Genomic DNA, 25955 nt, shown 5'->3' with positions numbered 1-25955 from the left:
CTTATTCCTGTCCCGCTTCGCTTGTTGCCTGCTGGTCATCCGGTGTTGCAGGCGCAGGTGGTGCCACCACGGTCTGTTTGAGTTTCGACGATGGAATCTCCACCGTTATTTCGTGGGTTGTGGGTTTTACAAAATTGGCAAGGGAAAACATTGCGCCATAGGCAATGGCAGCAAGGACAGCGAGCAACAGAAGAATGCGCGTCAGCGTGGGCATGGTGCGTTTATGCTGTGCTATTGAGACGAAAGCAAGGAGGGGTGTTACGAAAGCAGCGACGGGCTGTTTCTATGCATAAAAAGCCCTGTCCGGTTCATTTTAGACGACGAAAGCAATTGACGCCGCACGGTTTTTCATGTGGAACCGATATAAATGGACGAGGTCAATGAGCAGTACAGCAAATCAGACAAATCTTAACGACAAGGCAGATGCCGTTCGCCGGCTTCTTGGCACAAAAGTGGTTGTTCTTGTTGGGCTGATGGGTGCAGGCAAGTCGACAGTCGGTCGTAAAGTGGCAACGATGCTCGGTCTGCCTTTCCGCGATGTGGATACGGAAATAGAAACCGTTTCGCGCATGAGCATCCCTGAACTGTTTGAAACCTATGGTGAAGCAGAGTTTCGCGATCTGGAGCGCCGGGTGATCCTGCGGCTTCTCGATGATGGCCCGATGATTCTGGCCACCGGCGGCGGCGCTTATATGAATGCCGAAACCCGTGAGGCGATTGCGCATGCCGGTGTTTCCATCTGGCTGAATGCTGAGCTTGACGTGCTGATGGACCGTGTTTCGCGCCGTCAGAACCGCCCGCTTTTGAAAAATGACGATCCGCGCGGCGTGATGCAGCGGCTGATGGAGGTCCGTTATCCTGTTTATGCTTTCGCTGATCTGCATGTGATGACGCGGGACGATAAGAAGGAAGTGATTGCGGGAGAGTTGATCGATACGCTGATCGCGCATCTGAGCAAGGGCCAGGCCTGATGATAGGGCGTCTCGGGCCTGATCATACATGCCACGCTTGCTCTAATTTGTTGTTTTACGCATGTTGTTATCGGAAAACCGGTTCCCACTTTTCCACGACATGCATTGGGAGACGATTTGCATGAGTGCCTCTTTAAACGCCGACAGTGTGACAGTTCCGGTCTCGCTGGGGGAGCGATCTTATGACATTCTGATCGGAAAAGGTCTGATTGCACGCGCGGGTGAAGAAGTTGCAAAGCGCCTGCCGGGCATTCGTGTGGCTATCGTCACCGATGAGAATGTAGCCAAGGCACATCTGGAAGCTTTGACGGAAAGTTTTGCACGTGTGGGCATCGAATCCACGCCTGTTATCGTGGCGCCCGGCGAAAAATCGAAATCCTTTTCGACCCTGGAAACCGTGACCAATGCTGTGCTCGCCGCAAGGCTTGAGCGTGGTGACGCGGTCGTGGCTTTTGGTGGCGGTGTTGTGGGCGATCTGTCCGGCTTTGTAGCCGGTATCGTGCGGCGCGGTATGAATTTTGTTCAGATGCCGACCTCGTTGCTTGCACAGGTGGATTCGTCTGTTGGCGGCAAGACCGGCATCAACACGCAATATGGCAAAAACCTTGTTGGCGTTTTCTATCAGCCGCAGCTGGTGCTGGCCGACACGCAGGTGCTTGATACACTGAGCCCACGTGAATTTCGTGCAGGCTATGCGGAAGTGGCCAAATATGGCCTGATTGACCGCCCGGATTTCTTTGCCTGGCTTGAAAAGAACTGGCAGGACGTCTTTGCAGGGGGGACTGCGCGCACGCAAGCCATTGCTGAGTCCTGCCGCTCAAAGGCTGCGGTCGTGGCACGTGACGAGCGTGAGAATGGCGATCGTGCGCTGCTTAATCTCGGTCATACATTTGGTCACGCGCTTGAAACGGCAACGGGTTACGATTCAAGCCGTCTGGTGCATGGCGAGGGTGTTGCCATCGGTATGGCGCTTGCGCATCGTTTTTCGGTCAAGATGAACCTTTGCGGCGTTGAGGATGCAGAACGTGTCGAAGCGCATTTGAAGGCCGTTGGCCTGCCGACCACGCTCAATGACGTGCCGGGCGGTCTGCCGGATGCTGAAAAGCTGATGGATTTCATTGCGCAGGACAAGAAAGTGGCGCGCGGTGCACTCACCTTCATTTTGACGCGCGGTGTCGGCCAATCTTTCATTGCCAAGGACGTACCGCCTGCCGCGGTGTTGGATTTCCTGAAAGAGCGTCTTTCCGCCTGATGGCTGTGCCCTCAAATAAACTGGAACTGCTTGCGGCAATTGAAACAAATTACGCCCGGCTCAAGCTTGATCTTGCGCGTGTAAAACCCGAGCAGGCCATGCAAAAGACCATGGAAGGCCATGCAAAGGGCACGCTGATGAGCGTGCATGATCTTGTTGCCTATCTGGTCGGATGGAACGAGCTGTTGCTTAAATGGTGTGAGCGCCGTAATCAGCGGCTTGCGGTCGATTTTCCAGAAACGGGCTTTAAATGGAATGAACTTGGCGCTCTTGCCGCAAAATTTTACCGTGACTATGAGACGCTGGCTTTTAAAGACCTGCTTTTGCGCTTTGAAGCTGCGAAAAATGCGCTGGTGGCGCTCATCGAGGCGCATACAGACGCCGAACTATATGGCGTTCAATGGTATGAGAACTATACGCTGGGTCGGATGATCCAGTTCAATACATCCTCACCCTATGCCAATGCGCGGGGTCGTTTGCGCAAATGGCTTAAGGTTCAGGCATAAGGACGATCAGCGGCGTGTGGCTTCACCGGGAGCGGATGGCTCCAATACCAGCGCATGAACGCCGGTATCCAGCTCCTGCTTCAGAAGCTCATTGATCGCGCGGTGGCGTGCAACACGGCTTAAGCCTGCAAAAGCTTCGGACACGATGCGCACGCGAAAATGTGTTTCGCCGGTGCCGTCATAGACCTCATGATTGCCACGATCTTCGTGATGATGGCCGGCATGGAGATGGCTTTCATTGATGATTTCAAGTCTTTCGGGCGCAAAAGCTGCGCGCAGTTTTGCTTCCATCGAAGATTGTTTGCTATTGTGAATGGACATTTGGGCCAGTTCTCCCCATATAGACGCTGTGCCTCATATAGACGTCGCCCCGGCGACAATCGGTGGGGCAAATCCGCACAGGAATTGCAATCTGTATTCGATTTTGCCCTGAAGTCATGGCCAAAACCATTCGGGACGAAATGTCAATTCTTGTTTAGCCACTCTTAATTCGCATAATCTGATTCGATGACAACGCACTCAAAACTTTTCGACAGCATCCGCATCCGTCCCAAGAAGGAAGCGGAAAAGAAGTCCAGTGGTCCCTGCTGCCAATGGGATGGTTGCGATAAGCCTGGTACGCATCGTGCGCCGGTTGGGCGTATGCGCGAGGGTGAGTATCTGCATTTCTGCGTGGATCACGTCCGCGAATATAATAAGAATTTCAATTATTTCTCCGGTCTTTCCGATGGGGAAATATCGAAGTTCCAGAAGGATGCGATTATCGGAAATCGTCCGACCTGGTCAACCGCATCCAATTCGACAGGGTCTGCGCGCACGTCGCCTGATATGGCGACGCGTCGTTCCGGGTCTGCGGCCTATCAGAATCGTATGCGCGATCCATTTGGTTTCGTGCGGGGTGCGAAAGCGGCCTCGGCGGGCAATGCACCGCGCAAACCGCGTACTTTGGAAATAAAAGCGCTTTCGACACTTGGTCTTGAAGCAAATTCGACTAGCGATATGATTAAGGCACGCTATAAAGAACTTGTGAAGCAACACCATCCCGATGCAAATGGTGGTGACCGCGGGTCGGAAGAAAGATTTCGTGAGGTCATTCAGGCTTATCAATTGCTCAAGACGGCAGGCTTTTGCTAAAGCCTGTCTGGGCTTTATAAGCCGAGTATCAGGGCGTGACCATGCCCTGACGGACATTCATCTACTGCGCTTTTGCGCGGATGCGATTACGGATGCCCGCAACGAAACAGAAGGGCGTCATCCGGTTCACCGCAAGGCTCCCTGATCGAATTTGAATGTCGCGGTGGGATAGTCCTGCTGCTTTGGAGGCATGATGAACAAGGTTGAGCGGGATATAGCCAATTTGCCGGATACAACGGTTTCGGTACGCGACGTGTTTGGAATTGATTCCGACATGCGTGTGCCAGCCTATGCGGCGGGCGATTCCTATGTGCCGGAAACGGACCCGGATTATATTTTCGACCGTCAGACGACGCTCGCAATTCTGGCAGGATTTGCCTATAATCGCCGCGTGATGGTTTCCGGTTATCACGGAACGGGTAAATCGACCCATATTGAACAGGTTGCAGCCCGTCTCAACTGGCCGTGTGTCCGCATCAATCTCGACAGCCACGTCAGCCGTATCGATCTCGTCGGCAAGGATGCCATCGTCGTCAAGGACGGTGTGCAGGTTACCGAATTCAAGGACGGCATTCTGCCCTGGGCCTATCAGCACAATGTCGCGCTGGTTTTCGATGAATATGATGCCGGTCGCCCGGATGTTATGTTCGTGATCCAGCGTGTTCTGGAAACCTCGGGCCGTCTGACGCTTCTTGATCAGAGCCGGGTCATCCGCCCGCATCCGGCGTTCCGCCTGTTTGCCACCGCCAACACGGTTGGCCTTGGCGATACGACCGGCCTTTATCACGGCACGCAGCAGATCAATCAGGCGCAGATGGATCGCTGGTCGATCGTCACCACGCTGAATTATCTGCCGCATGATAACGAAGTGAACATCGTTCTTGCCAAGTCAAAGCATTATCAGAATGCGGAAGGCCGTGAGATCGTCAACAAGATGGTGCGCGTGGCCGATATGACCCGTCAGGCTTTCATCAATGGCGATCTTTCGACCGTGATGAGCCCGCGTACTGTCATTACCTGGTCTGAAAATGCTGCCATTTTCAATGATGTCGGTTTTGCATTCCGCCTGACCTTCCTCAACAAGTGTGATGAGCTTGAACGCCAGACTGTGGCTGAGTTCTATCAGCGTGCTTTCGGTGAGGAACTTCCAGAATCTGCTGCCAATATCGTATTGGCATAAGGTTGGATAATGCCTGCCGCCCAGACCGGGCGGCGGTGTTGTGTTGTGAAGTCAGGATAGGCAGATGTCGGGCCAGAAGTCAGCAATAGGCGATAATTCGCGCGAGCGTAAAAACGGACCGGTGGATTCTGAACCGTTCAAGCGAGCGATGACGGCGACCATGCGCGCTATTTCCGGCGAAAACGAGCTGGAAGTGGCTTTCAGCAATGACCGTCCGGCGCTGACTGGTAATCGTGCCCGTCTGCCTGAACTGCCAAAGCGCCCGACGGCGCATGATCTTGCCGTTACGCGGGGTTTGGGTGATTCCATGGCGCTGCGTCAGGCGCGCCACAATGCGCGCATACACGCAAGCCTTGCGCCGGAAGGCAAACAGGCGCGTGCGATTTATGATGCGGTTGAGCAGGCGCGTGTGGAAGCCATTGGTGCGCGCGCGATGGCCGGGGTTGCCGAAAATCTTTCGGTGATGCTGGCGGATAAATATGCCCGCGCCAATTTCTCTTCTGTCACCAACAAGGATGATGCGCCGCTAGAGGAAGCGATTTCGCTTCTGCTGCGTGAAAAGCTGACCGGGCGCAAAGCACCAGCCGAAGCGGGGCCTGTGCTCGATCTGTGGCGCGAATGGATCGAACAGAAGGCCGGCAGCACGCTTACCCGCCTTGGTGAAAATATTGAAGATCAGCAGGCCTTTGCGCGCACTGTGCGCGATATGCTCGCTTCAATGGATATGGCTGAGGAGCTTTCGCAGGAAGAGCAAAGCGACGAGCAGGACGATAACAACGAACAGACGCCGGATCCGGATGAAAACGAGGAAGGCGGAGACGAAAGCCAGGAAGGTTCTGATTCCGCTGAAAGTGATGAATCGGATAATTCCAGCGAAGAGGGCGAGCAGGGCGAGATGGAAGCCACGGACGCTTCCTCTGACGATATGGATGACAGCGAAGATGTCGACGCGGAAACGCCCGGTGACACGCGCCGTCAGAACCAGCCCTTCGCCAATTTTGCCGAGCATGTCGATTACAAGGTTTTCACGCGTGAATTCGATGAGGAAGTCGAAGCCACTGATCTTTGCGATGAGGCGGAACTGAGCCGTTTGCGCGGCTTTCTCGACAAACAGCTTTCTAATTTGCAGGGTGTGGTCGGCAGGCTTGCCAATCGTTTGCAGCGCCGCTTGATGGCGCAGCAGAACCGCTCATGGGATTTTGATCTGGAAGAGGGCTATCTCGACAGTGCGCGTCTTGTGCGTATCGTGATCGACCCCACGCAGCCGCTTTCCTACAAGATGGAGCGCGATACAGATTTCCGCGATACGGTCGTGACGCTGGTGATTGATAATTCCGGCTCCATGCGCGGCCGCCCGATTACGGTTGCAGCGACCTGTGCGGATATTCTGGCGCGCACGCTTGAGCGTTGCGGTGTGAAGGTCGAAATCCTCGGCTTCACCACCAAGGCATGGAAGGGCGGACAATCGCGCGAAGCCTGGCTTGGTCGTGGCAAGCCGTCCAATCCGGGCCGCCTTAATGATCTGCGCCATATCATCTATAAGCGCGCAGATGCGCCGTGGCGTCGTGCGCGCAACAATCTCGGATTGATGATGCGCGAAGGCTTGCTGAAAGAAAACATCGACGGCGAAGCACTGATCTGGGCACATCAGCGCCTGTTGGCACGTCCTGAACAGCGCAAGATTCTGATGATGATTTCGGACGGCGCACCAGTGGATGACTCAACGCTTTCGGTTAATCCGGGCAATTATCTGGAGCGTCATTTGCGTGCGGTTATCGAAGAGATCGAAACGCGTTCGCCGGTTGAACTGATTGCTATCGGTATCGGCCATGATGTGACGCGTTATTATCAGCGTGCTGTGACGATTGTGGACGCGGAAGAGCTTGCGGGTGCTATGACCGAGCAGCTTGCCTCTTTGTTCGAAGAACAAGGGGCAGGTGGCGCAGGGCAGGGGCGCCGCCGCGCAGGAAAACGATAAAATACAGATCGATAAAAGGGGCCGGCCCGGCCCCTTTTTTATGCCATTATGCCTGCTGGCGGGTTGCTGCGAGAACGATTTCGCGAATGCAGACACCCTGCGGCTGATCGTAAGCATAGATGATGGCGCGCGCGACATCGTCTGCTGCAAGCACGGGCGTGCCCATGCTCTTCTTCCAGTCCTGATAACCGGCTTTGATGCCTGCATCACTGGTGTGGCTGAGAAGCTCGGTCTCAACGGCACCGGGTGCGATTGTCACGACGCGCACGTCATGCGGAGAGAGTTCTTCACGCAAGTTTTCAGAAAGCCCGTGTACGGCAAATTTCGTGGCCGTATAGGCCACATGATTTGCGAAGGTCTTGCGACCTGCCACCGAGCTGATGTTGATGATGGTGCCGTGCTTGCGCTTGACCATTCCGCTTGAGACTGCATGAATGCCGTTGAGCAGGCCCTTGACGTTTACATCAAGCATGCGGTCCCATTCATCGGGATTCTGCCTGGTTGCATCGCCCAGCAGCATCACACCGGCATTGTTGACAATGACATCGGCGGGGCCAAATTTTGCTTCGGCCTCCTGAACTGCCGCCACAAGTGCCTTTCGATCGGTCACGTCAACGGACTTGCAGAGTGTGTTGGGCAGGTTGAGCTTTTCCATCGCATCAAGACGGCGCGCCAGCAGGAGCAAGGGGTGGCCGCGATCCGCAAACATTTTTGCGCTGGCAAGGCCGATGCCGGAACTTGCGCCGGTGATGATGGCGAGTGGACGTTTTTCTTTGTTAATAGACATTTAAATTACCCTTATCTAAATATAAATATATCCAACAAAATCACGAAGCCCGCGATGGAAATAAATCCATGCAGATTATGATTATTGAGAACACTATAGGAGCCGAATTCAGAAAAGATAGTCGGCAGATCATTCGTGCCGACTTATCGAAGTGCTGTATATAGATATGAAATCACTGCAATGAAATTGATTTTCATTCAGATAAACGGAACGTGAAGGCAGCAAGCCGACCGGTATGTTTCCGATCAGCGCTTGGTCGTGTTCAGCCTGTCAGGGGCATAAAGCGCTGGCGCGAAAATCGCCAGAATGGCACCATAGGGCACCAACATCAGCGTTCCCATCACAACCTTCACGAAGAAGTCGCCGAAGGCCAGTGAAGCCCAGAGCGGGACGCCAAGTCCAAGGAGTGAGGCAGGCTCCGCAAGCGACGAATCGGGCATGCCCGTTATTGCGTCAATCCATGCAAACTGCGCGGCAAAGGCGATGGAGAAGAACAGCACCGTATCGACAACGGAGCCGAACATGGCGGCGGCAAAAGGTGCTTTCCACCATGTTTTCTGGCGCAGGCGGTTGAAGACAGTGATGTCCATTAATTGTGCGATCAGAAATGCCGAACCGGAAGCAATGGCAATGCGTGGCGTGGCAAGCCAGATCGACATGACGACACCAAGCACAAACCCCGCATAGACGACCTTGCGCGCTGCTGCGGGTCCAAAACGGCGATTTGTGAGGTCATTGACGAGAAAGGCCACCGGATAGGTGAAAGCGCCATAGGTCAGCAGCTCGCCAAGGCCGAAATGCTCAAACGGATATTGGACAAGGATGTTGGAGGCAGCAACCGCTGCGCACATGCAAAAAATGGCCGGAATCAACCGGGCAAAGGAAGAACCTGTCATAGGCATTTTTTTATCCTGGGTGATGGAACCAGCAAAAAAGGCTGACGTTTGTCAGCCTTTTTTGTCAAAACTTAAAAAGCTGATTGCTTATGCAGCAACTTCAGCCTGCTTCTTCACGATCTGACGCTTCAGCAGGCGCGCGCGCTGCGAGAGTTCCTTGTCGTCAGACTTGACGAGGAAAGCGTCGAGGCCGCCGCGATGCTCAACCGAACGCAGAGCAGAAGCGGAAACGCGAAGACGGTAGCTCTGGCCGAGTGCTTCGGACATCAGCGTAACGTTGCAGAGATTTGGCAGGAAGCGACGACGCGTTCTGTTGTTTGCGTGGCTTACATTGTTGCCGTACTGGACCGAAGTGCCGGTCAATTCACAAGCGCGGGACATTTTGGTCTCACCTTCAAATTTTTGTTTCTCAGGCCCCGACCCGAATGTCCGAATTCAAAGCAATCATAGCAGTTTGCTGCTGCTGGCGCGCGATCTCGGACAGGCGGCCTATTGGGAAAGTCGCGTTTCTATAGTGACAGGAGAGAAAACAGTCAAGACAGATTCCGCTTTGAAGCTTGAAAGGCGCGCATTTACGGTCGCTTGCAGTATCCTTTGCGCCTCCTGATCATAACTTTGCCAGCTTTTCTTGTTCGACAGTGGGTATGAATCGAAAATCCAAAGCAGATTTGGAGTGATCTACAGGCGAAAGCTCAAAGATAAAAATCGCATCTGGCAGAAAAGCAGAATCGGTTCGCAGATGTGTTTCGGATTTGCCATATAGCATTCATGTGGGTGAATGCTATCAGGGCTGATAAATCGAAAGGAAAATCTGCATGATCGAGCAGGTGCATTTCGAACAAACGGTGAAGAAGCAGGCTTGGGAGCGGGGAATCGCTTTTTTTACTGTGCTGTCGATTGCGAGCCTATCTGCGATGAGCAGCGCCCGGGCTGAGGATCTCTATCGCACCGAATATGAAATCTCGATGTTTGGTCTTTCTATTGCGCGTTCAGCGATAGAAACCATCGTCAAGGGTGCCAATTATGGTGTGAATGGACGATTCAAAACGTCGGGCATTGCACGGATTTTCGATGATACCGACGGTACGGTCTATGTCGGTGGCAGTTCCTCTCAGGGCAAGGTCATGCCATCGGCTTTTGATCTCGCCTATAAGCATGGGCGGAAAAATAAGAGCACCATGATCCGTTTTGCCGATGGCAAAGTGATCGCTTCTGAAAATGTGCCGCCGGTCAAAAAGCGCGATCCGTGGGTGGAAAGCGGACCGAATGATCTGGTGAATGTCAGTGATCCATTGAGCGCGCTCATGATTCCAACCAACGATCCCAAAGCTGTGTGCAATCGTACGCTTCAGGTTTTTGACGGGCAGACGCGCGCCGATTTAAAACTGAGTTTCAATGGCACGGAATCCTTCACCACAAAGGGCTTTACCGGCGAATCGGTGATCTGCTCGGCAAAGTTCGTGCCGATTTCCGGCTATCAGAAGGGTAAGAAGGCTATCGATTATCTTGCCAATCGCAGCAAGATAACGATTTCTTTTGCTTCCTTGGGCCATTCCGGTATTTATGCGCCCGTTGTGGCACGCATCGGCACACAGCTGGGGACGCTGAAGATCGAAGCTACGCGATTTGAAAAGATAAGGTAACGGGACGCAAAAGACGGCGTAAGACGCGCATGTGATCCCGCAAATGGGGGATTCATTATGAAGCTGGCAACGCTGATCGGTTTTTCGGCTATCGCGATGTGGGCGCTGTTGGCGCTTTTTACTGCGGGTTCCGGTCAGGTTCCGCCTTTCCAACTCTCAGCCATGACGTTTTCGATTGGCGCATCCATCGGTCTCATTTCATGGCTGTGGCGGCCGGGGGCCATCAAACATCTGCGTCAGCCGCCAATCGTCTGGCTTGTCGGCGTGATTGGTCTGTTTGGTTACCACTTTTTTTATTTTACAGCACTCCGAAATGCGCCAGCGGTCGATGCCAGCCTGATTGCCTATCTCTGGCCCCTGCTGATTGTGGTCGGATCTGCCCTGATGCCGGGCGAACGGCTGCGCTGGTATCATATCGTTGGCGCGCTTCTTGGGCTTGGCGGGACGGTGCTCATTGTAAGCAAAGGGGACGGTATCGGCTTTGAAGCCCGCTATAGTTTTGGTTATGCAATGGCTGTGCTTTGCGCTTTGACATGGTCCAGCTACTCGCTGCTTTCCCGCCGTTTTTCGAGTGTGCCAACCGATGCTGTGACTGGGTTCTGTGTGGCGACGGCTGTTTTATCGCTGATTTGTCATCTGGCACTTGAGCAGACAGTGTGGCCGGAAACCGCAACGCAGTGGCTCAGTGTTATGGCGCTTGGCCTTTTGCCAGTAGGGGCGGCCTTCTATGCCTGGGATTTTGGAGTGAAGCGCGGCAATATTCAGGTGCTGGGCGCGGCAAGTTACGCTGCGCCGCTTCTTTCGACGCTTGTGCTTATTTCAGCCGGTATGGCGCAACCATCCATGCGCATCCTCGCCGCCTGCCTGTTGATCACGGCAGGTGCAGCACTTGCTGCAAAAGACATGATTCTATCGCGGCGCAAAGAAGCGGCTTCCACGCAATCAGGTTAGAGCATATCCAGAAAATCCCACTTCTGGCAAAATAGTGTCAGTGGCTGGGGTGAAGGCATCCCTCGTGATTGCCGAGAATTTCGATAACCCGGCACTGGTCGATGCGGCCATGTGCCGTGCAATCCAGCATCCGTAACAGTTCTGTTTTCAAAGACATCAGTTTTGCGATGCGATTTTCGACATCGATCAGGCGTGTGCGCGCAATCGAATCAGCGGCAGCGCACGACTGGTCGGGATTGTCCTGAAGGTCGAGAAGCGTGCGGATTGCATCGACCTCAAAGCCCAGATCGCGCGCATGGCGGATAAATAACAGCCGCTGAATGTCAGCATTGTCATAAAGGCGACGATTGCCTTGCGTGCGCGGGGGCACCGGAAGAAGTCCGATTTGCTCGTAATAACGGATTGTCGGCACTTTCACACCGCTGGCTTTGGATGCTTCGCCGATCGGAACGTTGGTGATCATTTTTGCTCTTGCTCCTCTAGTCACTAGAGGATGTAGACCTTGTTTCAGACAATTCAAGAGTGGTCTCGACAGGGGCAGATTATGAATGAGATTTTAAAACAGAACCGGTTTCGCGTGGAAGGTATGGATTGTGCTTCCTGCGCGACGAAAATCGATACGGCTGTGCGTCGTGTTTCGGGTGTGGAAGATGTTTCCGTGTCGGTGACGACAGGCATGATGACGGTGCGTCATGATGGCAGCAGCGATTTGGAAAGCGTTGCCAAAAAAGTGCGCAGCCTTGGCTATGGCATCGAACAATTGGTTGACAAAAAAGCGCCTCACAAACACGAGCATCACGATCACGATCACGATCACGATCACGATCACGATCACGATCACGATCACGATCACGATCACGATCATGCAGGCTGCGGCGGCCATGATCATAAGCATGACCACAATCACCATGATCACGTTCATGACGATGCTGAAGCAAAGCAGATTGTTGCGGGTGCTGACAGTCTGCGTTTTCGTGTGGAGGGGATGGATTGTGCCTCTTGCGCGGCCAAGATCGATACGGCTGTGCGTCGCGTCGGTGGTGTGCAGGATGTGTCTGTTTCGGTGACAAATGGCACCATGATCGTCAATCATGATGGCTCGGCCAGTGTTGATGCGATTGCCGCAAAGGTGACGGCACTTGGCTATAAGGCCAGTGCGCAATCAACCGCCACGCGCAAGCTCCAGCCTGCCGCGCCAGAAAAGCAAAAGCGCTGGTGGCAAACCGCAAAGGGCAAGATGATGCTCGCCTGCGGTGGTGGTCTGGTGGTGGCTTATGTTGTCGGCTATTTTTATCCGCCGGTTGCACTGTGGGCGTTCACGGCTGCCATGCTGATCGGTCTTATACCGATTGCAAAACGCGCTTATTCAGCAGCCATCAATGGCACGCCGTTTTCGATTGAAATGCTGATGACGATTGCTGCCATTGGCGCTGTCATTATCGGCGCGACAGAAGAAGCAGCAGCGGTTGTTTTTCTGTTTCTGGTCGGCGAATTGCTCGAAGGGGTTGCTGCTGGCAAAGCGCGTGACAGCATCCAGTCGCTGACCGCGCTGGTGCCCAAGACCGCGTTTGTTGAAAGCAATGGCGTAACCAGTGAAGTGCCTGCGGCGGCGCTCAATGTGGGCGATGTGATTGTGGTGCGCCCCGGTGATCGTATGCCAGCCGATGGTGAGATCATTTCGGGTGAAAGTGCCATTGATGAAGCACCGGTGACGGGCGAAAGCACGCCGGTTGGCAAGGGCGTGGGCGAAAACGTCTTTGCAGGCACGATCAATGGCGATGGCTTGCTGCGGGTGAAGGTGACGGCTGCGGCTGAGGACAACACCATCGCACGCGTTGTGCGGCTGGTTGAGGAAGCACAGGAAGCCAAAGCGCCGACCGAGCGTTTCATCAATCGCTTTTCGACCTATTACACGCCGGGCGTGGTTGTTGTGGCTGCACTGGTTGCCATTCTGCCGCCGCTTGTTGCGGGCGCTGAATGGGGTGAGTGGATTTACAAGGGTCTGGCCATTCTACTGATCGGCTGCCCCTGTGCGCTGGTTATTTCGACGCCTGCGGCCATTGCGGCTTCGCTTTCGGCGGGTGCGCGGCGCGGGTTGCTTTTGAAAGGTGGTGCTGTCCTTGAAACTATCGGAAAGATCACGACCGCCTGTTTTGATAAAACCGGAACGCTCACCGAAGGTAAGCCGAAGGTAACGGATGTTCTGCCGGGAGCACTTTCGGAAGAAGAAGTTTTGCGTCTCTCTGCTTCGCTTGATGCAGGTTCCAGCCATCCGCTGGCGCTTGCAATCGTCAGCGCATCAGATGCGCGCGGTCTGAAGCTCTCCTCCGTTGCGACTGGCAAGGCACATGGCGGCAAGGGTGTGTCAGGTGTGGCTGACGGGATTGAGCTGTTCCTTGGTTCGCGCAAGGCTGCCAATGAAATCTCTCCCATTCCGGACGATCTAGCCGCGCGGATTGCCGCCTGCAATGATGAAGGCAAAACGGTTTCTGTTTTGGTTGCAGACGGCAAAATTGCAGGCGCTATCGCCATGCGTGATGAGCCGCGTGCGGATGCCATTGCAGGGCTGAAGGTGCTGAAAAATGCAGGCATTCGCACCGTCATGCTGACCGGCGATAATCGCCGCACGGCGGAAGCCATTGGTAAGGATCTCGGTATTGAAGTTCACGCCGAGCTCCTGCCGGAAGACAAGCAACGGATTGTTGGCGCGTTTCGCAATGAAGGTCAGATTGTTGCCAAGGTTGGCGACGGCATCAATGATGCGCCAGCACTGGCTGCTGCCGATGTTGGCATTGCCATGGGCGGCGGCACCGATGTGGCGCTTGAAACAGCTGATGCAGCGGTGCTGCATGGCCGGGTGGGTGATGTGGCTGCGATGGTTGATCTGTCGAAGCGGACCATGCGCAATATCCATCAGAACATCACAATCGCGCTTGGGCTGAAAGCGGTGTTCCTCGTGACCACGGTGCTTGGGATTACCGGCCTCTGGCCTGCTATTCTGGCCGATACGGGTGCAACAGTTCTCGTGACAATCAACGCGCTGCGGTTGTTAAGACAACCTTCGTAAAACCAAAACCGGCGAAGAAAACTTCGCCGGTTTTTTTATATTTACTCGCCGATCAGTTCGCGAATGCGTTCACCATATTGCTTGGCAAAGGCGAGGTGTTCGGGATTAATCTGCTTCACTTCATCGACGAGCTGTTCTTCTTCTTCGGCATCCGCCGCCGCAAGTCCGTTCATCATGGCGAAATAGGCAAGAAGATAATCGCGTGGTTCGATATTTTCAGCCTTCATAACCGCAACAACCTGTGGCCGCGATTCAATGCTTTTTACCATGGAATCCATGGTCGGACGTGCATCCTGACCTTCTTCTGCCGTGGGCGAAAGCTGCATTTCCTCAAGCTTGTTATGGATTTTTTCCATGCGCGTCAGCAGGTCTTCGCTCAGCTTGAAATTGTTGATTTCTTCTGGTGTCTTCGGCGGCGTGGCAATCGCAATAATATCTTCGGCATAAGTGACGTTCACTGATTGCGGAAGGACGATAAGCGAAAGGCCAAAGACTGCGGCTGCGTTGAACTTCTTGATGCGGGAAAAGGTCGTCATGATCGTATCCTAGAAATGGTCTTTGCGCTTACGGATTTCTGCGAAAATGGCTTCATCACTTGCTTCGCGCATATCAAGGCGTGCGCGAATGCCACTATCGTGCCAGCGCAGAAACGGATTGGTGGCCATTTCAAGCGTAATGCTTGTGGGCAGGGTCATTTTATCAGCCGCACGCAACCGCGCAATCTCTGCCGCCCGTTCTTTCAAGGCCGAATTGTCAGGATCAATCGTCAGGGCGAAACGCGCATTGCTCTGCGTGTATTCATGACCGCAATAAACGGCCGTGTCACCCGGAAGCCTCACAAGTTTTTGCAGAGACTGGAACATGGTTGCCGGTGTTCCTTCGAACAGACGACCGCAGCCCAATGCAAAAAGCGTGTCGCCCGTGAACACGACTTTCGCTTCCGGCAGATAGAAGGAAATCTCGCCAGCCGTATGGCCGGGGGTGGAGATCACTTTCACCTTGAAAAGTCCGAAGGTGAATTCGTCGCCGTCTTTCATCTTGCGGTCGAGCGTCGGGATTTTGCTGGCTTCTGCTTCCGGGCCGATGATGCTGACGCCGAATTTGGCTTTCAACGCCGCATTGCCTTCAACATGATCAATGTGATGATGCGTCGTGAAGATGAAGTCGAGTGTCCAGCCACGGCGTTTCAGTGCCGCTTCAATGGCTGCCGCATCCGGCGCATCGATTGCAGCTGTCAGGTCGCTTTCGGGATCATGAATGAGAACACCATAATTATCGCTGCGGCAGATGAATTGTTCAATGTCCAGGCGTAACATGGCGTCCTCCCATATATCTTAGAGCGTGTTGCGCTCGCTCTAATTCTTTGTTTTTACGCATGTCTTTGTCCCAAAACCGGTTCCCACTTTTGGGAGACATGCTCTAATCTTTTTTAGCTTCAGGCAATGTGTGCTTCTGGATAAGCGGCATTTGTGAAAGCGTGAAGACAATGGTGATCGGCATAATGCCCCAGACCTTGAAAGAGACCCAGGCATCGGTCGAAAAATTCCGCCACACCACTTCATTCACCACTGCGAGGAAGATGAAAAACAGGCCCCAGCGGAAGGTCAGTTTCCGCCAGCCTTCGGCATCAAGCCGGAAGGCCGAATCAAACACATAACCGAGCAGGGATTTGCCGAACAGCAGTCCGCCAAGCAGGATCGCGCCAAACAGCGTGTTGACGATTGTGGGCTTCATTTTGATGAAGGTGTCGTTGTGCAGCCAGAGTGTGAGCGCACCAAAAACCAGCACCACGATACCGGAAATGAGTGGCATCATCGGCAAGGTGCGTGTCATCGACCATGAAATGGCAAGGGCTATGACAGTCGCAACCATGAAGAGGGCGGTTGCCAGAAAGATCGGCTCGCCAATCTGAGCGAGCACCGGAAAATGTTCAATCAGGCTTTCACCACGCGCATTGGCGAAAAAGAAAACCAGAAGCGGCCCGAGTTCCAGCGCAAGCTTGAGCAGCGGCGGCACTTCCTTGCGTTCGGCTTCGGTCTTTTGCGAGGGATCGCGTTCGAAAATGGGATGCTCCATCAGGCAACTCCTGCGATGGCGCGGGCAAAATCCTTGGCCGCAAATGGTTCAAGATCGTCGACACCTTCGCCAACGCCGATGAAATAGATTGGGAGCTTATGTTTGGCAGAGATTGCCACCAGAATGCCGCCGCGTGCCGTGCCGTCCAGCTTGGTCATGACAAGGCCGTTGACGCCAGCGATATTTTTGAAAATCTCGACCTGATTGAGCGCGTTCTGCCCGGTGGTGGCATCCAGCGTCTGAAGGACGGTGTGCGGGGCTTCCGGGTCATGCTTGCCAAGCACACGGACGATCTTGGCGAGTTCGTCCATCAGCTCGGCCTTGTTCTGCAAACGGCCTGCGGTGTCGATGATGAGCACATCGCTGCCCGCCTCTTTCGCCTGCTTCCATGCATCATAAGCAAGGCCTGCCGCGTCTGCACCAAGCTTGCTCGAAACCACCGGAGAGCCGGTGCGCTCACCCCAGATATGAAGCTGTTCGATGGCTGCGGCACGGAATGTATCGCCTGCCGCAAGCATGACTTTGAGGCCGCCAGCGGTGAGTTTTGCCGCCAGCTTGCCGATGGTCGTGGTCTTGCCGGTTCCATTGACGCCGACAACCAGAATGACATGCGGCTTATGCGAAAGATCGAGTTCCAGCGGTTTAGCAACGGGACCGAGAACCTTCTCGATTTCTGCGCCCATGATGTTTCGGACTTCTTCGCCAGTCACGTCCTTGCCATAACGGCCGGATGACAGCGCATCGGTGACGCGCATCGCGGTTTCAAGACCGAGATCGGCCTGAATGAGTACGTCTTCAAGATCCTGCAACGTGTCTTCATCAAGCTTGCGCTTGGTGAAAATACTGCCAATGGAATCGCTTAATGAATTCGATGAGCGCAACAACCCGCGGCGCAGGCGCTCGAACCAGGAAAGCCTTGGTTCAGGCGCTGCCTCAACCGGCACTTCTTCCTGATGCTCTTCAACGGCCTTTGCGACCTTGACCTTTTTGGGCTTTACCGGTTCCGGCTGAACGGCGGGTTCAACCCCATCCTCAACAGTCGCTGTCTCGGGGATTGCCGGCACTTCAACCTGTTCAGGTTCAGCAACAGGTTCCGGCTCTGGCTCAATGTTAGGCTCTGCAACAGGCTCTTCAACGACGATTGGCTCCATCACTGGAGGCTGTTCAATCGGAATTTCAATCTCGGCAACCGGATGTTCCGGTTCTGCCTTCTCTTCCTCAACCGGCTCAGGATCAGCAATAACAACTGGTGTGTCCTGTTCGGAAACGACCACTTCGGTTGCGGCTAACTCGGTGGTTTCAGGAAGCTGTGCTTCCACAGAATCGGGAGCCAGTTCTTCGACCGGTTTTTCCTCGACCTCCTTCTTGCCGAAGGAGAACATTTTCTTGATGAAACCCATTGCCATGAATTTTGATGCCCTTAAGCTTTAAGCCGCTTGCGGCTCTGTCTGACGGGTGAGGAGTTTTTCACCGTCATGCCCCGTCACAATTCGTTCGATAATTTCGCCAGCATTGCCCTGATCCACAGCGGCAAGCGTAAAGCCTTCCGTGCGGGCAATGCCTTCCTTCTCGATCAACAGGCGCTGCACAGTGCCATTGAGAGAAGCTAAGTGTTTTTGATATGCGCGGTCACCAACGGCACGCAAACGTGCGGCGCGATCTTTCACGATTTCGCGTCTGACCTGTGGCATGCGTGCAGCCGGTGTGCCTTCGCGTGCGCTATAGGGGAAGACGTGCAGATGTGTCAGGCCACATTCCTCGACGATCTTCATCGAGTTTGCGAACATCTCTTCTGTTTCGGTCGGGAAACCGGCAATGATGTCGGCACCGAACACGATGTCGGGGCGAAGGCTGCGTACATCTTCGCAGAAGCGGATGGAATCATCGCGTAAATGACGGCGCTTCATGCGCTTTAAAATCATGTCGTCGCCTGCCTGAAGCGACAGATGCAGATGCGGCATCAGGCGCTTTTCATTGGCGATTGCTTCCATCAGGTCTTCATCGGCCTCAATGGAATCAATGGATGAGAGACGCAGGCGCTGCAAATCCGGCACTTGGGCGAGAACGGTTTTGACCAGTTTGCCAAGACGCAAGCTTCCCGGCAGATCGGGACCGTAGGAGGTCATATCCACGCCGGTGAGAACCACTTCCCTATAGCCGTTATCGACAAGGCGCTTGACCTGATCGACCACGCCGCCCATTGGCACCGAACGCGAATTGCCGCGCCCATAAGGAATGATGCAGAAGGTGCAGCGATGATCGCAGCCATTCTGCACCTGCACGAAAGCGCGCGCGCGGCCTTCAATGGCATCGACCATATGGCTTGCGGTTTCGCGCACTTCCATAATGTCGTTGACGCGCACTTTTTCGAACTGATTTACACCAAAATCGGGCAACATGCGATAGGAATTGGCCTTTAGCTTTTCCTCATTGCCTAAAATGAGATCGACTTCGTCCATGGCCTCGAACTTGGCTGATTCCGTCTGCGCAGCACAACCGGTGACGATGATGCGCGCTTCCGGGTTGTCGCGGCGGGCTTTTCGGATAGCCTGACGTGCCTGACGGACGGCTTCTGCCGTGACCGCACAGGTGTTGAAGATGATCGCGCCGTCTTTGAGTTCACCAAGACCGGCATTATCCGCTTCGCGCTTCATCACCTCGGATTCATAGGTGTTGAGGCGGCATCCAAAGGTTACGACTTCCACGGCCATCAGGCAGCTCCCCGGTCTTGATTGGGGGCGTAGTCCCAATTGCCGGTTACAGGATCAAATGTGCCATCAAACTCCCACTCGGCAGGCCCGGTCATCATGACGTGATCATCGTCGCGCCATTCGATTTTGAGTGGGCCGCCGGGGACATTGACGGTGACATTGCGTTCAGTGCGTCCCGTGCGTGCGCCTGAGACGGCAGCAGCGCAGGCGGCAGAACCACAGGCAAGGGTGAGGCCCGCGCCACGTTCCCATGTGCGCAGGTTCATGCTGTCGCGCGATGTGATTTGGGCGATGGAAATATTGGCGCGTTGCGGGAAGACCGGGTCATGTTCCAGTCCGGGACCATATTCATCCAGTGCATAGGACCAGACATCGTTTTCAACCCAGAAGATCGCGTGTGGATTGCCCATGGATGCGATCGACGGCGCTTGCAGAACAGGCGCATCAGCAGGGCCAGCAGACAGGTCGATGGCGCTTGTGTCTTCAACTGCATGGGCGAGGGGGATTTCCTTCCAGCCGAAATGCGGTTTGCCCATATCGACGGTAATCAGCCCATCTTCGTGTTCATTGGCGGTCAGGATGCCAGCCAGTGTCTGGAACGTATAATCCTGCTTGCCGCTTTCTTTGGAAAGCCATTGCACAACGCAGCGCGTACCATTGCCGCAAGCCTGCGCCTGCGTGCCATCGCAATTGATGATCTCGATATAATGATCGGTGCCGGGCGTTTTGGGATCATGAATGGCCATGATCTGATCAAACGCGGTTGCCTCATCTGCGGCCAAACGGATGGCAGCAGTCGCAGCAATATGATCGCTGCGTCCGCGCATATCAGCAACAATGATCTTGTTGCCCAATCCGTTCATCTTGGCGAAGATGGCCTTGCTCATTGCTGGTTCGTGGTCCCGTTCGTTTAGAAAGGCTCTATATGGCGGAAAAGCCCACAAATTGCCAGTACCGGTGCACGATTGGCTTCAGCTCTGTCTGATTGCTGAACTTGTGGATCGCTATTTCCGCAAAAACTGTGTCCTTCCTGCGCCATTTTGAAAATTTCTAAGCACTTTCAAGCCTTCCTGATCCTGTTTTGACGAAATTCGCACAAGACTACAGTTGATTTTTTAACCATATCGCCATTTTATCGGTGCAATAATGTTTTAGGTCGAGCTTTCAAACTCGATCCTGCAAGGGGCACTCCCCCACTTGTTGGCCCCACCAAGACCAGGAATTGGAGAACCAGATGGGAATTTCAAAAGCAAGTTTGCTCAGCATTGCTGCGGCGGGCGCTATTCTGGCCGGTTGCCAAAGCTCCCGGGTCGGCGGTTTTGACAACAATGCATCGCCACCGCCACCAGCACCGCTGCGCTCTGCTCCCGTCAGTTCTGTGCAGTCCGGCAATTTGAACGCGCCGACATCGTTTCCGACGGCGCCGACGACTGACACTTCAATGCCTGCCGCAGGCACGCAGGTTGCAAGTCTGCCGCCCGAATCGGCACCTGATCTGACGCCGGGCAAGGTTGCTGGCGTGTGGAATGCTTCCCTTGCCGGTCAGAACTGCAAGATCGCAACCCCGCAGACCAAATATGGTCAGGGTTTCCGCGCTGGCCCATTGCGCTGCCCCGGTGAACTTGGAAGCCTCGCTTCATGGGCGGTCAATGGCAAGCAGCTTTCGCTTTATGATGCGAATGGCGGCACGGTCGCAACGCTTTATTCTTCCGGTCCGAGCCGATTTGACGGCCAGACCACAAGCGGTCAGGCCGTTTCGCTGTCGCGCTGATAAAGCAACTGCGTTAAAGACAGGCGGGGCAGTCGCAAGACGCTCCGCCTTTTCCGCAATTGAGTGGTGGGACAGACAATCATGTCTTTCGACGGTAATCTGAAGGCGTTCCCCTCGGTTCGCGAGCATTATGACGCGCTGGTCAAGGCGGGGGAAGTCGAGGCCGATCCCGCGCAGCTTGAACTGACTGCACGCTATGACCGGCTGATCGAGGAAGTTTGCAGCAAACGCCTGTCGCGCAAATCGAGTGCGCTGGGCTGGCTGTTTGGCAAGCGCAAAGAGATTGCCACCGTCAAAGGCCTTTATGTCCATGGCGAGGTTGGGCGTGGCAAGACCATGCTGATGGATATGTTCTTCCAGCTTTTGCCGGTCGAACGCAAACGCCGCGCGCATTTCAATGATTTCATGGCCGATGTCCATGAGCGTATCAATGCGCATCGTCAGGCCTTGAAGCGTGGCGAAACCAAGCAGGAAGACCCGATTCCGCCGGTTGCAGAAGCTTTGGCGCAACAGGCTTGGGTGCTTTGCTTTGACGAATTTACTGTGACCGATATTGCGGATGCGATGATCTTGTCGCGCCTGTTCAGCGCTTTGTTTGCGCGCGGCGTGGTGCTGATTGCGACGTCCAACGTGGCACCCGACAATCTTTATCGCGATGGGCTGAACCGTCAGCTGTTCCTGCCCTTTGTCGATATTCTCAAGCAGCATGTCGATGTGATCAATCTCGACTCGCGCACCGATTACCGGCTGGAAAAGCTCGATCGTCAGCCGGTTTATCTGACACCGCTTAATTCCGAGACGAGCAAACGGATGGAGGCTGCGTGGACAGCGCTGAAGGCTGGTCGGCAAGAAAAGCCGGATGTGATCCACATCAAGGGGCGCGATATTTCCGTGCGCCGTGCAGTGCCGGGGGCAGCACGCTTCAGCTTTGATGAACTGTGCGCGCAGCCGCTTGCAGCCAATGATTATATCGCTATCGTCACGCGCTATTCGACATTGTTTATTGATGATGTGCCGATGCTTGACTATTCGCGCCGCAATGAAGCCAAGCGCTTTATTTTGCTCATCGACGTGCTTTATGATCATCATGCGCGGCTTTTCATCTCTGCCGAAGCGCAGCCTGAAAAGCTCTACGAGGCTAAGCAGGGCGTGGAAGCCTTTGAGTTTGACCGTACAGCCTCGCGCCTTTTTGAAATGCAGAGCGCAGAATATCTCGACAGTTTTTCAGAAAGAGCTCAAGGCTGAGACAGCTTCGCCGTCTTTGCGCCCTATCATCGAATTGACAAAGACTCGACTTATAGAAAGTTCGGGCTATGTTGCTTTGCAAAAAGGGCAGAATGCGGGAGGAGCGGTGCTCCTTCAGCAAGCTCTTTAAGACGATCACCTGCGGCCCGGCTGGTGCATCTTTCCAGATGCGAAACAGCCGGACGATAGAGTCGAGTTGCCTTCATTTTGTCAAAATATCTTACGTTTACGTAAGAACATATAAATCTAACCGATTGAAAACATTAGTCGCAAAATAATGAGTTGAGTTTTTTTGCAAAGAGTCCTATCGAACCCTCGCAGCGCAGACGCGTTTTCCGGGAGGAAACCGGATAGCTTCATGCGTTTCTGGATCAAACTTGAGGAAAGAAACAATCATGGCACGCAACAAGATTGCCCTCATCGGCTCCGGCATGATCGGCGGCACGCTCGCTCATCTTGCTGGCCTGAAGGAACTCGGCGACGTCGTCCTTTTCGATATTGCGGAAGGCACTCCGCAGGGTAAGGGACTGGATATTGCAGAATCTTCACCCGTTGACGGTTTTGATGCGAAGTTCACCGGTGCAAACGACTATGCCGCAATCGAAGGCGCAGACGTTGTCATCGTCACCGCAGGCGTGCCGCGTAAGCCGGGCATGAGCCGCGACGATCTTCTGGGTATCAACCTGAAGGTCATGGAACAGGTTGGCGCAGGCATCAAGAAATATGCTCCTGAAGCTTTCGTCATCTGCATCACCAACCCGCTTGATGCGATGGTCTGGGCTTTGCAGAAGTTCTCCGGCCTGCCAGCGCACAAAGTTGTCGGCATGGCTGGCGTTCTCGACAGCGCCCGTTTCCGTTACTTCCTGTCGGAAGAATTCAACGTGTCTGTCGAAGACGTCACGGCATTCGTGCTTGGTGGCCACGGCGACTCAATGGTTCCGCTCGCTCGTTATTCGACCGTTGCCGGTATTCCGCTGCCAGATCTCGTCAAGATGGGCTGGACCACACAGGAAAAGCTCGACAAGATCATTCAGCGCACCCGTGATGGCGGCGCAGAAATCGTCGGCCTGCTCAAGACCGGTTCTGCTTTCTACGCGCCTGCTTCGTCGGCAATCGCGATGGCTGAATCCTACCTCAAGGACAAGAAGCGCGTTCTGCCTGTCGCAGCACAGCTTTCCGGTCAGTATGGCGTGAACGACATGTATGTCGGCGTTCCAACCGTGATTGGTGCCAATGGCGTTGAACGCATTATCGAGATCGATCTTGATAAGGGCGAAAAGGCTGAGTTCGAAAAGTCGGTCGCATCTGTTGCCGGTCTTTGCGAAGCTTGCATCGGCATTGCTCCGTCACTGAAATAAGTTCCAGACAAGGCCGGGTTGCTCTTGGGCGTGCCCGGCCTTTTCCGGCTGTCAATCCGTACCGGCTCTGTTGAAAGGGTCGGGAATCCGCAGAGGACAACCAGATGAATATTCACGAATACCAGGCCAAGCGCCTGCTCCACACTTACGGCGCACCGATCGCCAATGGTGTGGCTGTTTATTCCGTCGAACAGGCGGAAGAATGGGCAAAGACGCTTCCCGGCCCGCTTTATGTCGTCAAGAGCCAGATCCATGCTGGTGGACGCGGCAAGGGCAAGTTCAAGGAACTCGGCCCTGATGCCAAGGGCGGCGTGCGCCTCGCAAAGTCTGTCGAGGAAGTGGTTGCCAATGCAAAGGAAATGCTCGGCAACACGCTCGTCACCAAGCAGACCGGCGAAGCTGGCAAGCAGGTCAACCGTCTTTACATCGAAGATGGTGCAGATATTGAGCGCGAGCTTTATCTCTCGATCCTCATCGACCGCACCGTTGGCCGTCCTGCTTTCGTCGTTTCGACCGAAGGCGGCATGGATATCGAAGCTGTTGCGGAAGAAACCCCTGAAAAGATCATCACGGTTGCCATCGATCCTGCCAAGGGCGTGACCGATGCAGACGCCAACAAGCTCGCCGATGCGTTAGAGCTTAAAGGCGAAGCCCGTGAAGACGGCCTCAAGCTGTTCCCGATCCTCTACAAGGCCTTCACCGAGAAGGACATGAGCCTTTTGGAAATCAACCCGCTGATCGTCATGACCAATGGTCGCGTGCGCGTTCTCGATGCCAAGGTATCGTTCGACGGCAATGCACTGTTCCGTCATCCTGACATTCAGGAACTGCGCGATCTGTCGGAAGAAGACGAAAAGGAAATCGAAGCTTCCAAGCACGATCTCGCTTACGTCGCTCTTGATGGCAATATCGGCTGCATGGTCAATGGTGCAGGCCTTGCCATGGCAACCATGGATATCATCAAGCTCTATGGTGCTGAACCGGCTAACTTCCTCGACGTTGGCGGCGGCGCTTCCAAGGAAAAGGTCACGGCTGCGTTCAAGATCATCACCGCTGATCCGGCTGTTCAGGGCATTCTGGTCAACATCTTCGGTGGCATCATGAAGTGCGACGTGATCGCTGAAGGCGTGATCGCTGCCGTCAAGGAAGTCGGCCTCAAAGTTCCTCTGGTTGTCCGTCTTGAAGGCACCAATGTCGAGCTTGGCAAGAAGATCATCAACGAGAGCGGCCTGAATGTTATTTCAGCTGACGATCTCGACGATGCGGCGCAGAAAATCGTCGCTGCAGTGAAGGGGAATTAAGGCATGTCCATTCTCGTTAACAAGGACACCAAGGTTCTCGTACAGGGCCTGACCGGCAAGACCGGTACTTTCCACACCGAACAGGCGCTTGCTTATTACGGCACGCAGATGGTCGGCGGTATTCACCCGAAAAAGGGTGGCGAAACCTGGGAAGGTTCGAAAGGCGAAAAGCTTCCGATCTTCGCAACTGTTGCAGAAGCCAAGGAACGCACAGGTGCAGACGCATCGGTGATCTACGTTCCGCCAGCAGGTGCGGCGGACGCAATCATCGAAGCGATTGACGCTGAAGTTCCGTTCATCGTCTGCATCACCGAAGGCATTCCGGTCATGGACATGGTTCGCGTCAAGGAGCGTCTGGAACGCTCAAAGTCGCGCCTGCTCGGACCAAACTGCCCGGGCATCCTGACCCCAGAAGAATGCAAGATCGGCATTATGCCGGGCAATATCTTCAAGAAGGGTTCGGTGGGTGTTGTTTCCCGCTCCGGCACACTTACCTATGAAGCCGTGTTCCAGACTTCCAACGAAGGCCTCGGCCAGACCACGGCTGTTGGTATCGGCGGCGACCCGGTCAAGGGCACCGAGTTCATCGACGTGCTGGAAATGTTCCTGGCCGACGACGAAACCAAGTCGATTGTCATGATCGGTGAAATCGGCGGTTCGGCTGAAGAAGAAGCTGCGCAGTTCCTGAAGGACGAAGCCAAGCGCGGTCGAAGCAAGCCAATGGTTGGCTTTATCGCTGGCCGTACCGCTCCTGCCGGACGCACCATGGGCCATGCGGGTGCTGTGATCTCCGGTGGCAAGGGCGGCGCAGAAGATAAGATTGCAGCCATGGAATCGGCTGGCATTCGCGTGTCTCCTTCGCCAGCACAGCTGGGCAAGACGCTGGTTGAAGTCCTTAAGGGCTAAGATTGCGCATTGTCGATTGAAATGCCCCGGCAGTGGCGAAAGCTGCTGCCGGGTTTCATACAGATACCGGGGCGGCCGGTTAAGAGAATGTCAGGCTTTGGCCATCATTCTTCCGCATGAATGAAGTTTGTGATCGAGTTATGCCGGGGTCTGTTGTGGTTCCTCCCCGGCGGCGTGAGGGATGAAGGTCAAAAGCTTCCGGCCCGCGCATGATGAGCTACT

At 54.5% G+C, this 25955-nt stretch carries 26 protein-coding genes; 14 read left to right on the top strand and 12 right to left on the bottom strand.

What is annotated here, in order from left to right; all coding sequences use genetic code 11:
• Position 1 precedes the first annotated feature (1 nt).
• Complete coding sequence (locus ABE530_RS13105; RefSeq protein ID WP_499694775.1) at positions 2–214, bottom strand: hypothetical protein; 213 nt, start codon at positions 212–214, stop codon at positions 2–4.
• Between the two features lie 166 nt (positions 215–380).
• Between ABE530_RS13105 and ABE530_RS13100 the strand changes: the two genes are divergently transcribed.
• The 3 genes from ABE530_RS13100 to ABE530_RS13090 all read left to right on the top strand — a co-directional run bounded on the left by ABE530_RS13100 (position 381) and on the right by ABE530_RS13090 (position 2729).
• Complete coding sequence (locus tag ABE530_RS13100) at positions 381–971, top strand: shikimate kinase (protein ID WP_265982400.1); 591 nt, start codon at positions 381–383, stop codon at positions 969–971.
• A 121-nt stretch (positions 972–1092) separates the two neighbouring features.
• A complete protein-coding gene (gene aroB, locus ABE530_RS13095) occupies positions 1093–2223 on the top strand; it encodes a 3-dehydroquinate synthase (RefSeq protein WP_499694774.1) in 1131 nt (376 codons plus the stop codon).
• On the top strand, positions 2223–2729 hold the full coding sequence (locus ABE530_RS13090; RefSeq protein ID WP_499694773.1) for a ClbS/DfsB family four-helix bundle protein: 507 nt from the start codon (positions 2223–2225) through the stop codon (positions 2727–2729). Before aroB ends, ABE530_RS13090 begins: the two co-directional genes overlap by 1 nt.
• Positions 2730–2735: 6 nt before the next feature.
• Here ABE530_RS13090 and ABE530_RS13085 read toward each other — a convergent pair whose 3' ends face one another.
• Positions 2736–3050 (bottom strand): BolA family protein, encoded by a 315-nt coding sequence (locus ABE530_RS13085; RefSeq protein ID WP_499694772.1) that lies wholly within the window; start codon positions 3048–3050, stop codon positions 2736–2738.
• A gap of 186 nt (positions 3051–3236) precedes the next feature.
• On the opposite strand from ABE530_RS13085, the gene ABE530_RS13080 reads away from it, so the two are divergent.
• The 3 genes from ABE530_RS13080 (at position 3237) to cobT (ending at position 7021) form a co-directional block, all read left to right on the top strand.
• Entirely contained in the window at positions 3237–3863 is a 627-nt protein-coding gene (locus ABE530_RS13080) for a J domain-containing protein (protein ID WP_265982396.1), read from the top strand.
• A 193-nt stretch (positions 3864–4056) separates the two neighbouring features.
• Positions 4057–5043, top strand: a complete 987-nt coding sequence (cobS, locus tag ABE530_RS13075) for a cobaltochelatase subunit CobS (protein WP_265983802.1) — start codon at positions 4057–4059, stop codon at positions 5041–5043.
• A 64-nt stretch (positions 5044–5107) separates the two neighbouring features.
• Entirely contained in the window at positions 5108–7021 is a 1914-nt protein-coding gene (cobT, locus tag ABE530_RS13070; RefSeq protein WP_265982395.1) for a cobaltochelatase subunit CobT, read from the top strand.
• 46 nt (positions 7022–7067) lie between these two features.
• On the opposite strand, the gene ABE530_RS13065 is transcribed toward cobT, so the two are convergent.
• From ABE530_RS13065 to rpmB, 3 genes are all read right to left on the bottom strand, one after another.
• Positions 7068–7808 (bottom strand): SDR family oxidoreductase, encoded by a 741-nt coding sequence (locus ABE530_RS13065; RefSeq protein ID WP_499694771.1) that lies wholly within the window; start codon positions 7806–7808, stop codon positions 7068–7070.
• Positions 7809–8053: 245 nt separating this feature from the next.
• A complete protein-coding gene (locus tag ABE530_RS13060) occupies positions 8054–8710 on the bottom strand; it encodes a queuosine precursor transporter (RefSeq protein WP_265982393.1) in 657 nt (218 codons plus the stop codon).
• A gap of 81 nt (positions 8711–8791) precedes the next feature.
• Positions 8792–9085, bottom strand: coding sequence for a 50S ribosomal protein L28 (rpmB, locus tag ABE530_RS13055; RefSeq protein WP_265982392.1), 294 nt, complete (start codon positions 9083–9085; stop codon positions 8792–8794).
• 434 nt (positions 9086–9519) lie between these two features.
• Here rpmB and ABE530_RS13050 point away from each other — a divergent pair, with 434 nt between their 5' ends.
• On the top strand, positions 9520–10347 hold the full coding sequence (locus ABE530_RS13050) for a DUF3108 domain-containing protein (RefSeq protein WP_265982391.1): 828 nt from the start codon (positions 9520–9522) through the stop codon (positions 10345–10347).
• Between the two features lie 57 nt (positions 10348–10404).
• Positions 10405–11298, top strand: a complete 894-nt coding sequence (yddG, locus tag ABE530_RS13045; RefSeq protein WP_499694770.1) for an aromatic amino acid exporter YddG — start codon at positions 10405–10407, stop codon at positions 11296–11298.
• 37 nt (positions 11299–11335) lie between these two features.
• On the opposite strand, the gene ABE530_RS13040 is transcribed toward yddG, so the two are convergent.
• Positions 11336–11758, bottom strand: coding sequence for a MerR family transcriptional regulator (locus ABE530_RS13040; RefSeq protein WP_265983800.1), 423 nt, complete (start codon positions 11756–11758; stop codon positions 11336–11338).
• Between the two features lie 84 nt (positions 11759–11842).
• On the opposite strand from ABE530_RS13040, the gene ABE530_RS13035 reads away from it, so the two are divergent.
• Positions 11843–14365, top strand: a complete 2523-nt coding sequence (locus ABE530_RS13035) for a heavy metal translocating P-type ATPase (protein ID WP_499694769.1) — start codon at positions 11843–11845, stop codon at positions 14363–14365.
• Between the two features lie 41 nt (positions 14366–14406).
• Here ABE530_RS13035 and ABE530_RS13030 read toward each other — a convergent pair whose 3' ends face one another.
• The 6 genes from ABE530_RS13030 to dapF all read right to left on the bottom strand — a co-directional run bounded on the left by ABE530_RS13030 (position 14407) and on the right by dapF (position 20039).
• A complete protein-coding gene (locus ABE530_RS13030; protein WP_396996054.1) occupies positions 14407–14901 on the bottom strand; it encodes a hypothetical protein in 495 nt (164 codons plus the stop codon).
• A 9-nt stretch (positions 14902–14910) separates the two neighbouring features.
• Positions 14911–15681 carry a hydroxyacylglutathione hydrolase gene (gloB, locus tag ABE530_RS13025; protein WP_499694768.1) on the bottom strand — a complete coding sequence of 257 codons (771 nt, stop codon included), beginning with the start codon at positions 15679–15681 and terminating at the stop codon, positions 14911–14913.
• Positions 15682–15784: 103 nt separating this feature from the next.
• Entirely contained in the window at positions 15785–16441 is a 657-nt protein-coding gene (locus ABE530_RS13020; RefSeq protein WP_499694767.1) for a septation protein A, read from the bottom strand.
• Positions 16441–17847 (bottom strand): signal recognition particle-docking protein FtsY, encoded by a 1407-nt coding sequence (gene ftsY / locus ABE530_RS13015; RefSeq protein WP_499694766.1) that lies wholly within the window; start codon positions 17845–17847, stop codon positions 16441–16443. Before ftsY ends, ABE530_RS13020 begins: the two co-directional genes overlap by 1 nt.
• A gap of 21 nt (positions 17848–17868) precedes the next feature.
• Positions 17869–19152 (bottom strand): tRNA (N(6)-L-threonylcarbamoyladenosine(37)-C(2))-methylthiotransferase MtaB, encoded by a 1284-nt coding sequence (gene mtaB, locus ABE530_RS13010; RefSeq protein WP_499694765.1) that lies wholly within the window; start codon positions 19150–19152, stop codon positions 17869–17871.
• Positions 19152–20039, bottom strand: coding sequence for a diaminopimelate epimerase (gene dapF / locus ABE530_RS13005; protein ID WP_499694764.1), 888 nt, complete (start codon positions 20037–20039; stop codon positions 19152–19154). Before dapF ends, mtaB begins: the two co-directional genes overlap by 1 nt.
• A 347-nt stretch (positions 20040–20386) precedes the next feature.
• Between dapF and ABE530_RS13000 the strand changes: the two genes are divergently transcribed.
• From ABE530_RS13000 to sucD, 5 genes are all read left to right on the top strand, one after another.
• On the top strand, positions 20387–20923 hold the full coding sequence (locus tag ABE530_RS13000; RefSeq protein WP_265982382.1) for a protease inhibitor Inh/omp19 family protein: 537 nt from the start codon (positions 20387–20389) through the stop codon (positions 20921–20923).
• A gap of 81 nt (positions 20924–21004) precedes the next feature.
• Positions 21005–22168: a cell division protein ZapE gene (gene zapE, locus ABE530_RS12995; RefSeq protein ID WP_396996060.1), complete on the top strand. Its 1164-nt coding sequence runs from the start codon at positions 21005–21007 to the stop codon at positions 22166–22168.
• 395 nt (positions 22169–22563) lie between these two features.
• Positions 22564–23526 (top strand): malate dehydrogenase, encoded by a 963-nt coding sequence (mdh, locus tag ABE530_RS12990; protein ID WP_265982380.1) that lies wholly within the window; start codon positions 22564–22566, stop codon positions 23524–23526.
• Positions 23527–23630: 104 nt separating this feature from the next.
• Entirely contained in the window at positions 23631–24827 is a 1197-nt protein-coding gene (gene sucC, locus ABE530_RS12985) for an ADP-forming succinate--CoA ligase subunit beta (protein WP_265982379.1), read from the top strand.
• Between the two features lie 3 nt (positions 24828–24830).
• Positions 24831–25733, top strand: a complete 903-nt coding sequence (gene sucD, locus ABE530_RS12980) for a succinate--CoA ligase subunit alpha (RefSeq protein ID WP_265982378.1) — start codon at positions 24831–24833, stop codon at positions 25731–25733.
• The last annotated feature ends 222 nt before the right edge of the window (positions 25734–25955 follow it).

The sequence above is a fragment of the Brucella sp. TWI559 genome (assembly GCF_039674265.1).
Lineage (GTDB): Bacteria > Pseudomonadota > Alphaproteobacteria > Rhizobiales > Rhizobiaceae > Brucella > Brucella chromiisoli.
Note: the sequence above shows the minus strand (reverse complement) of the source record. Positions and strands in the feature narration are given on the sequence as shown.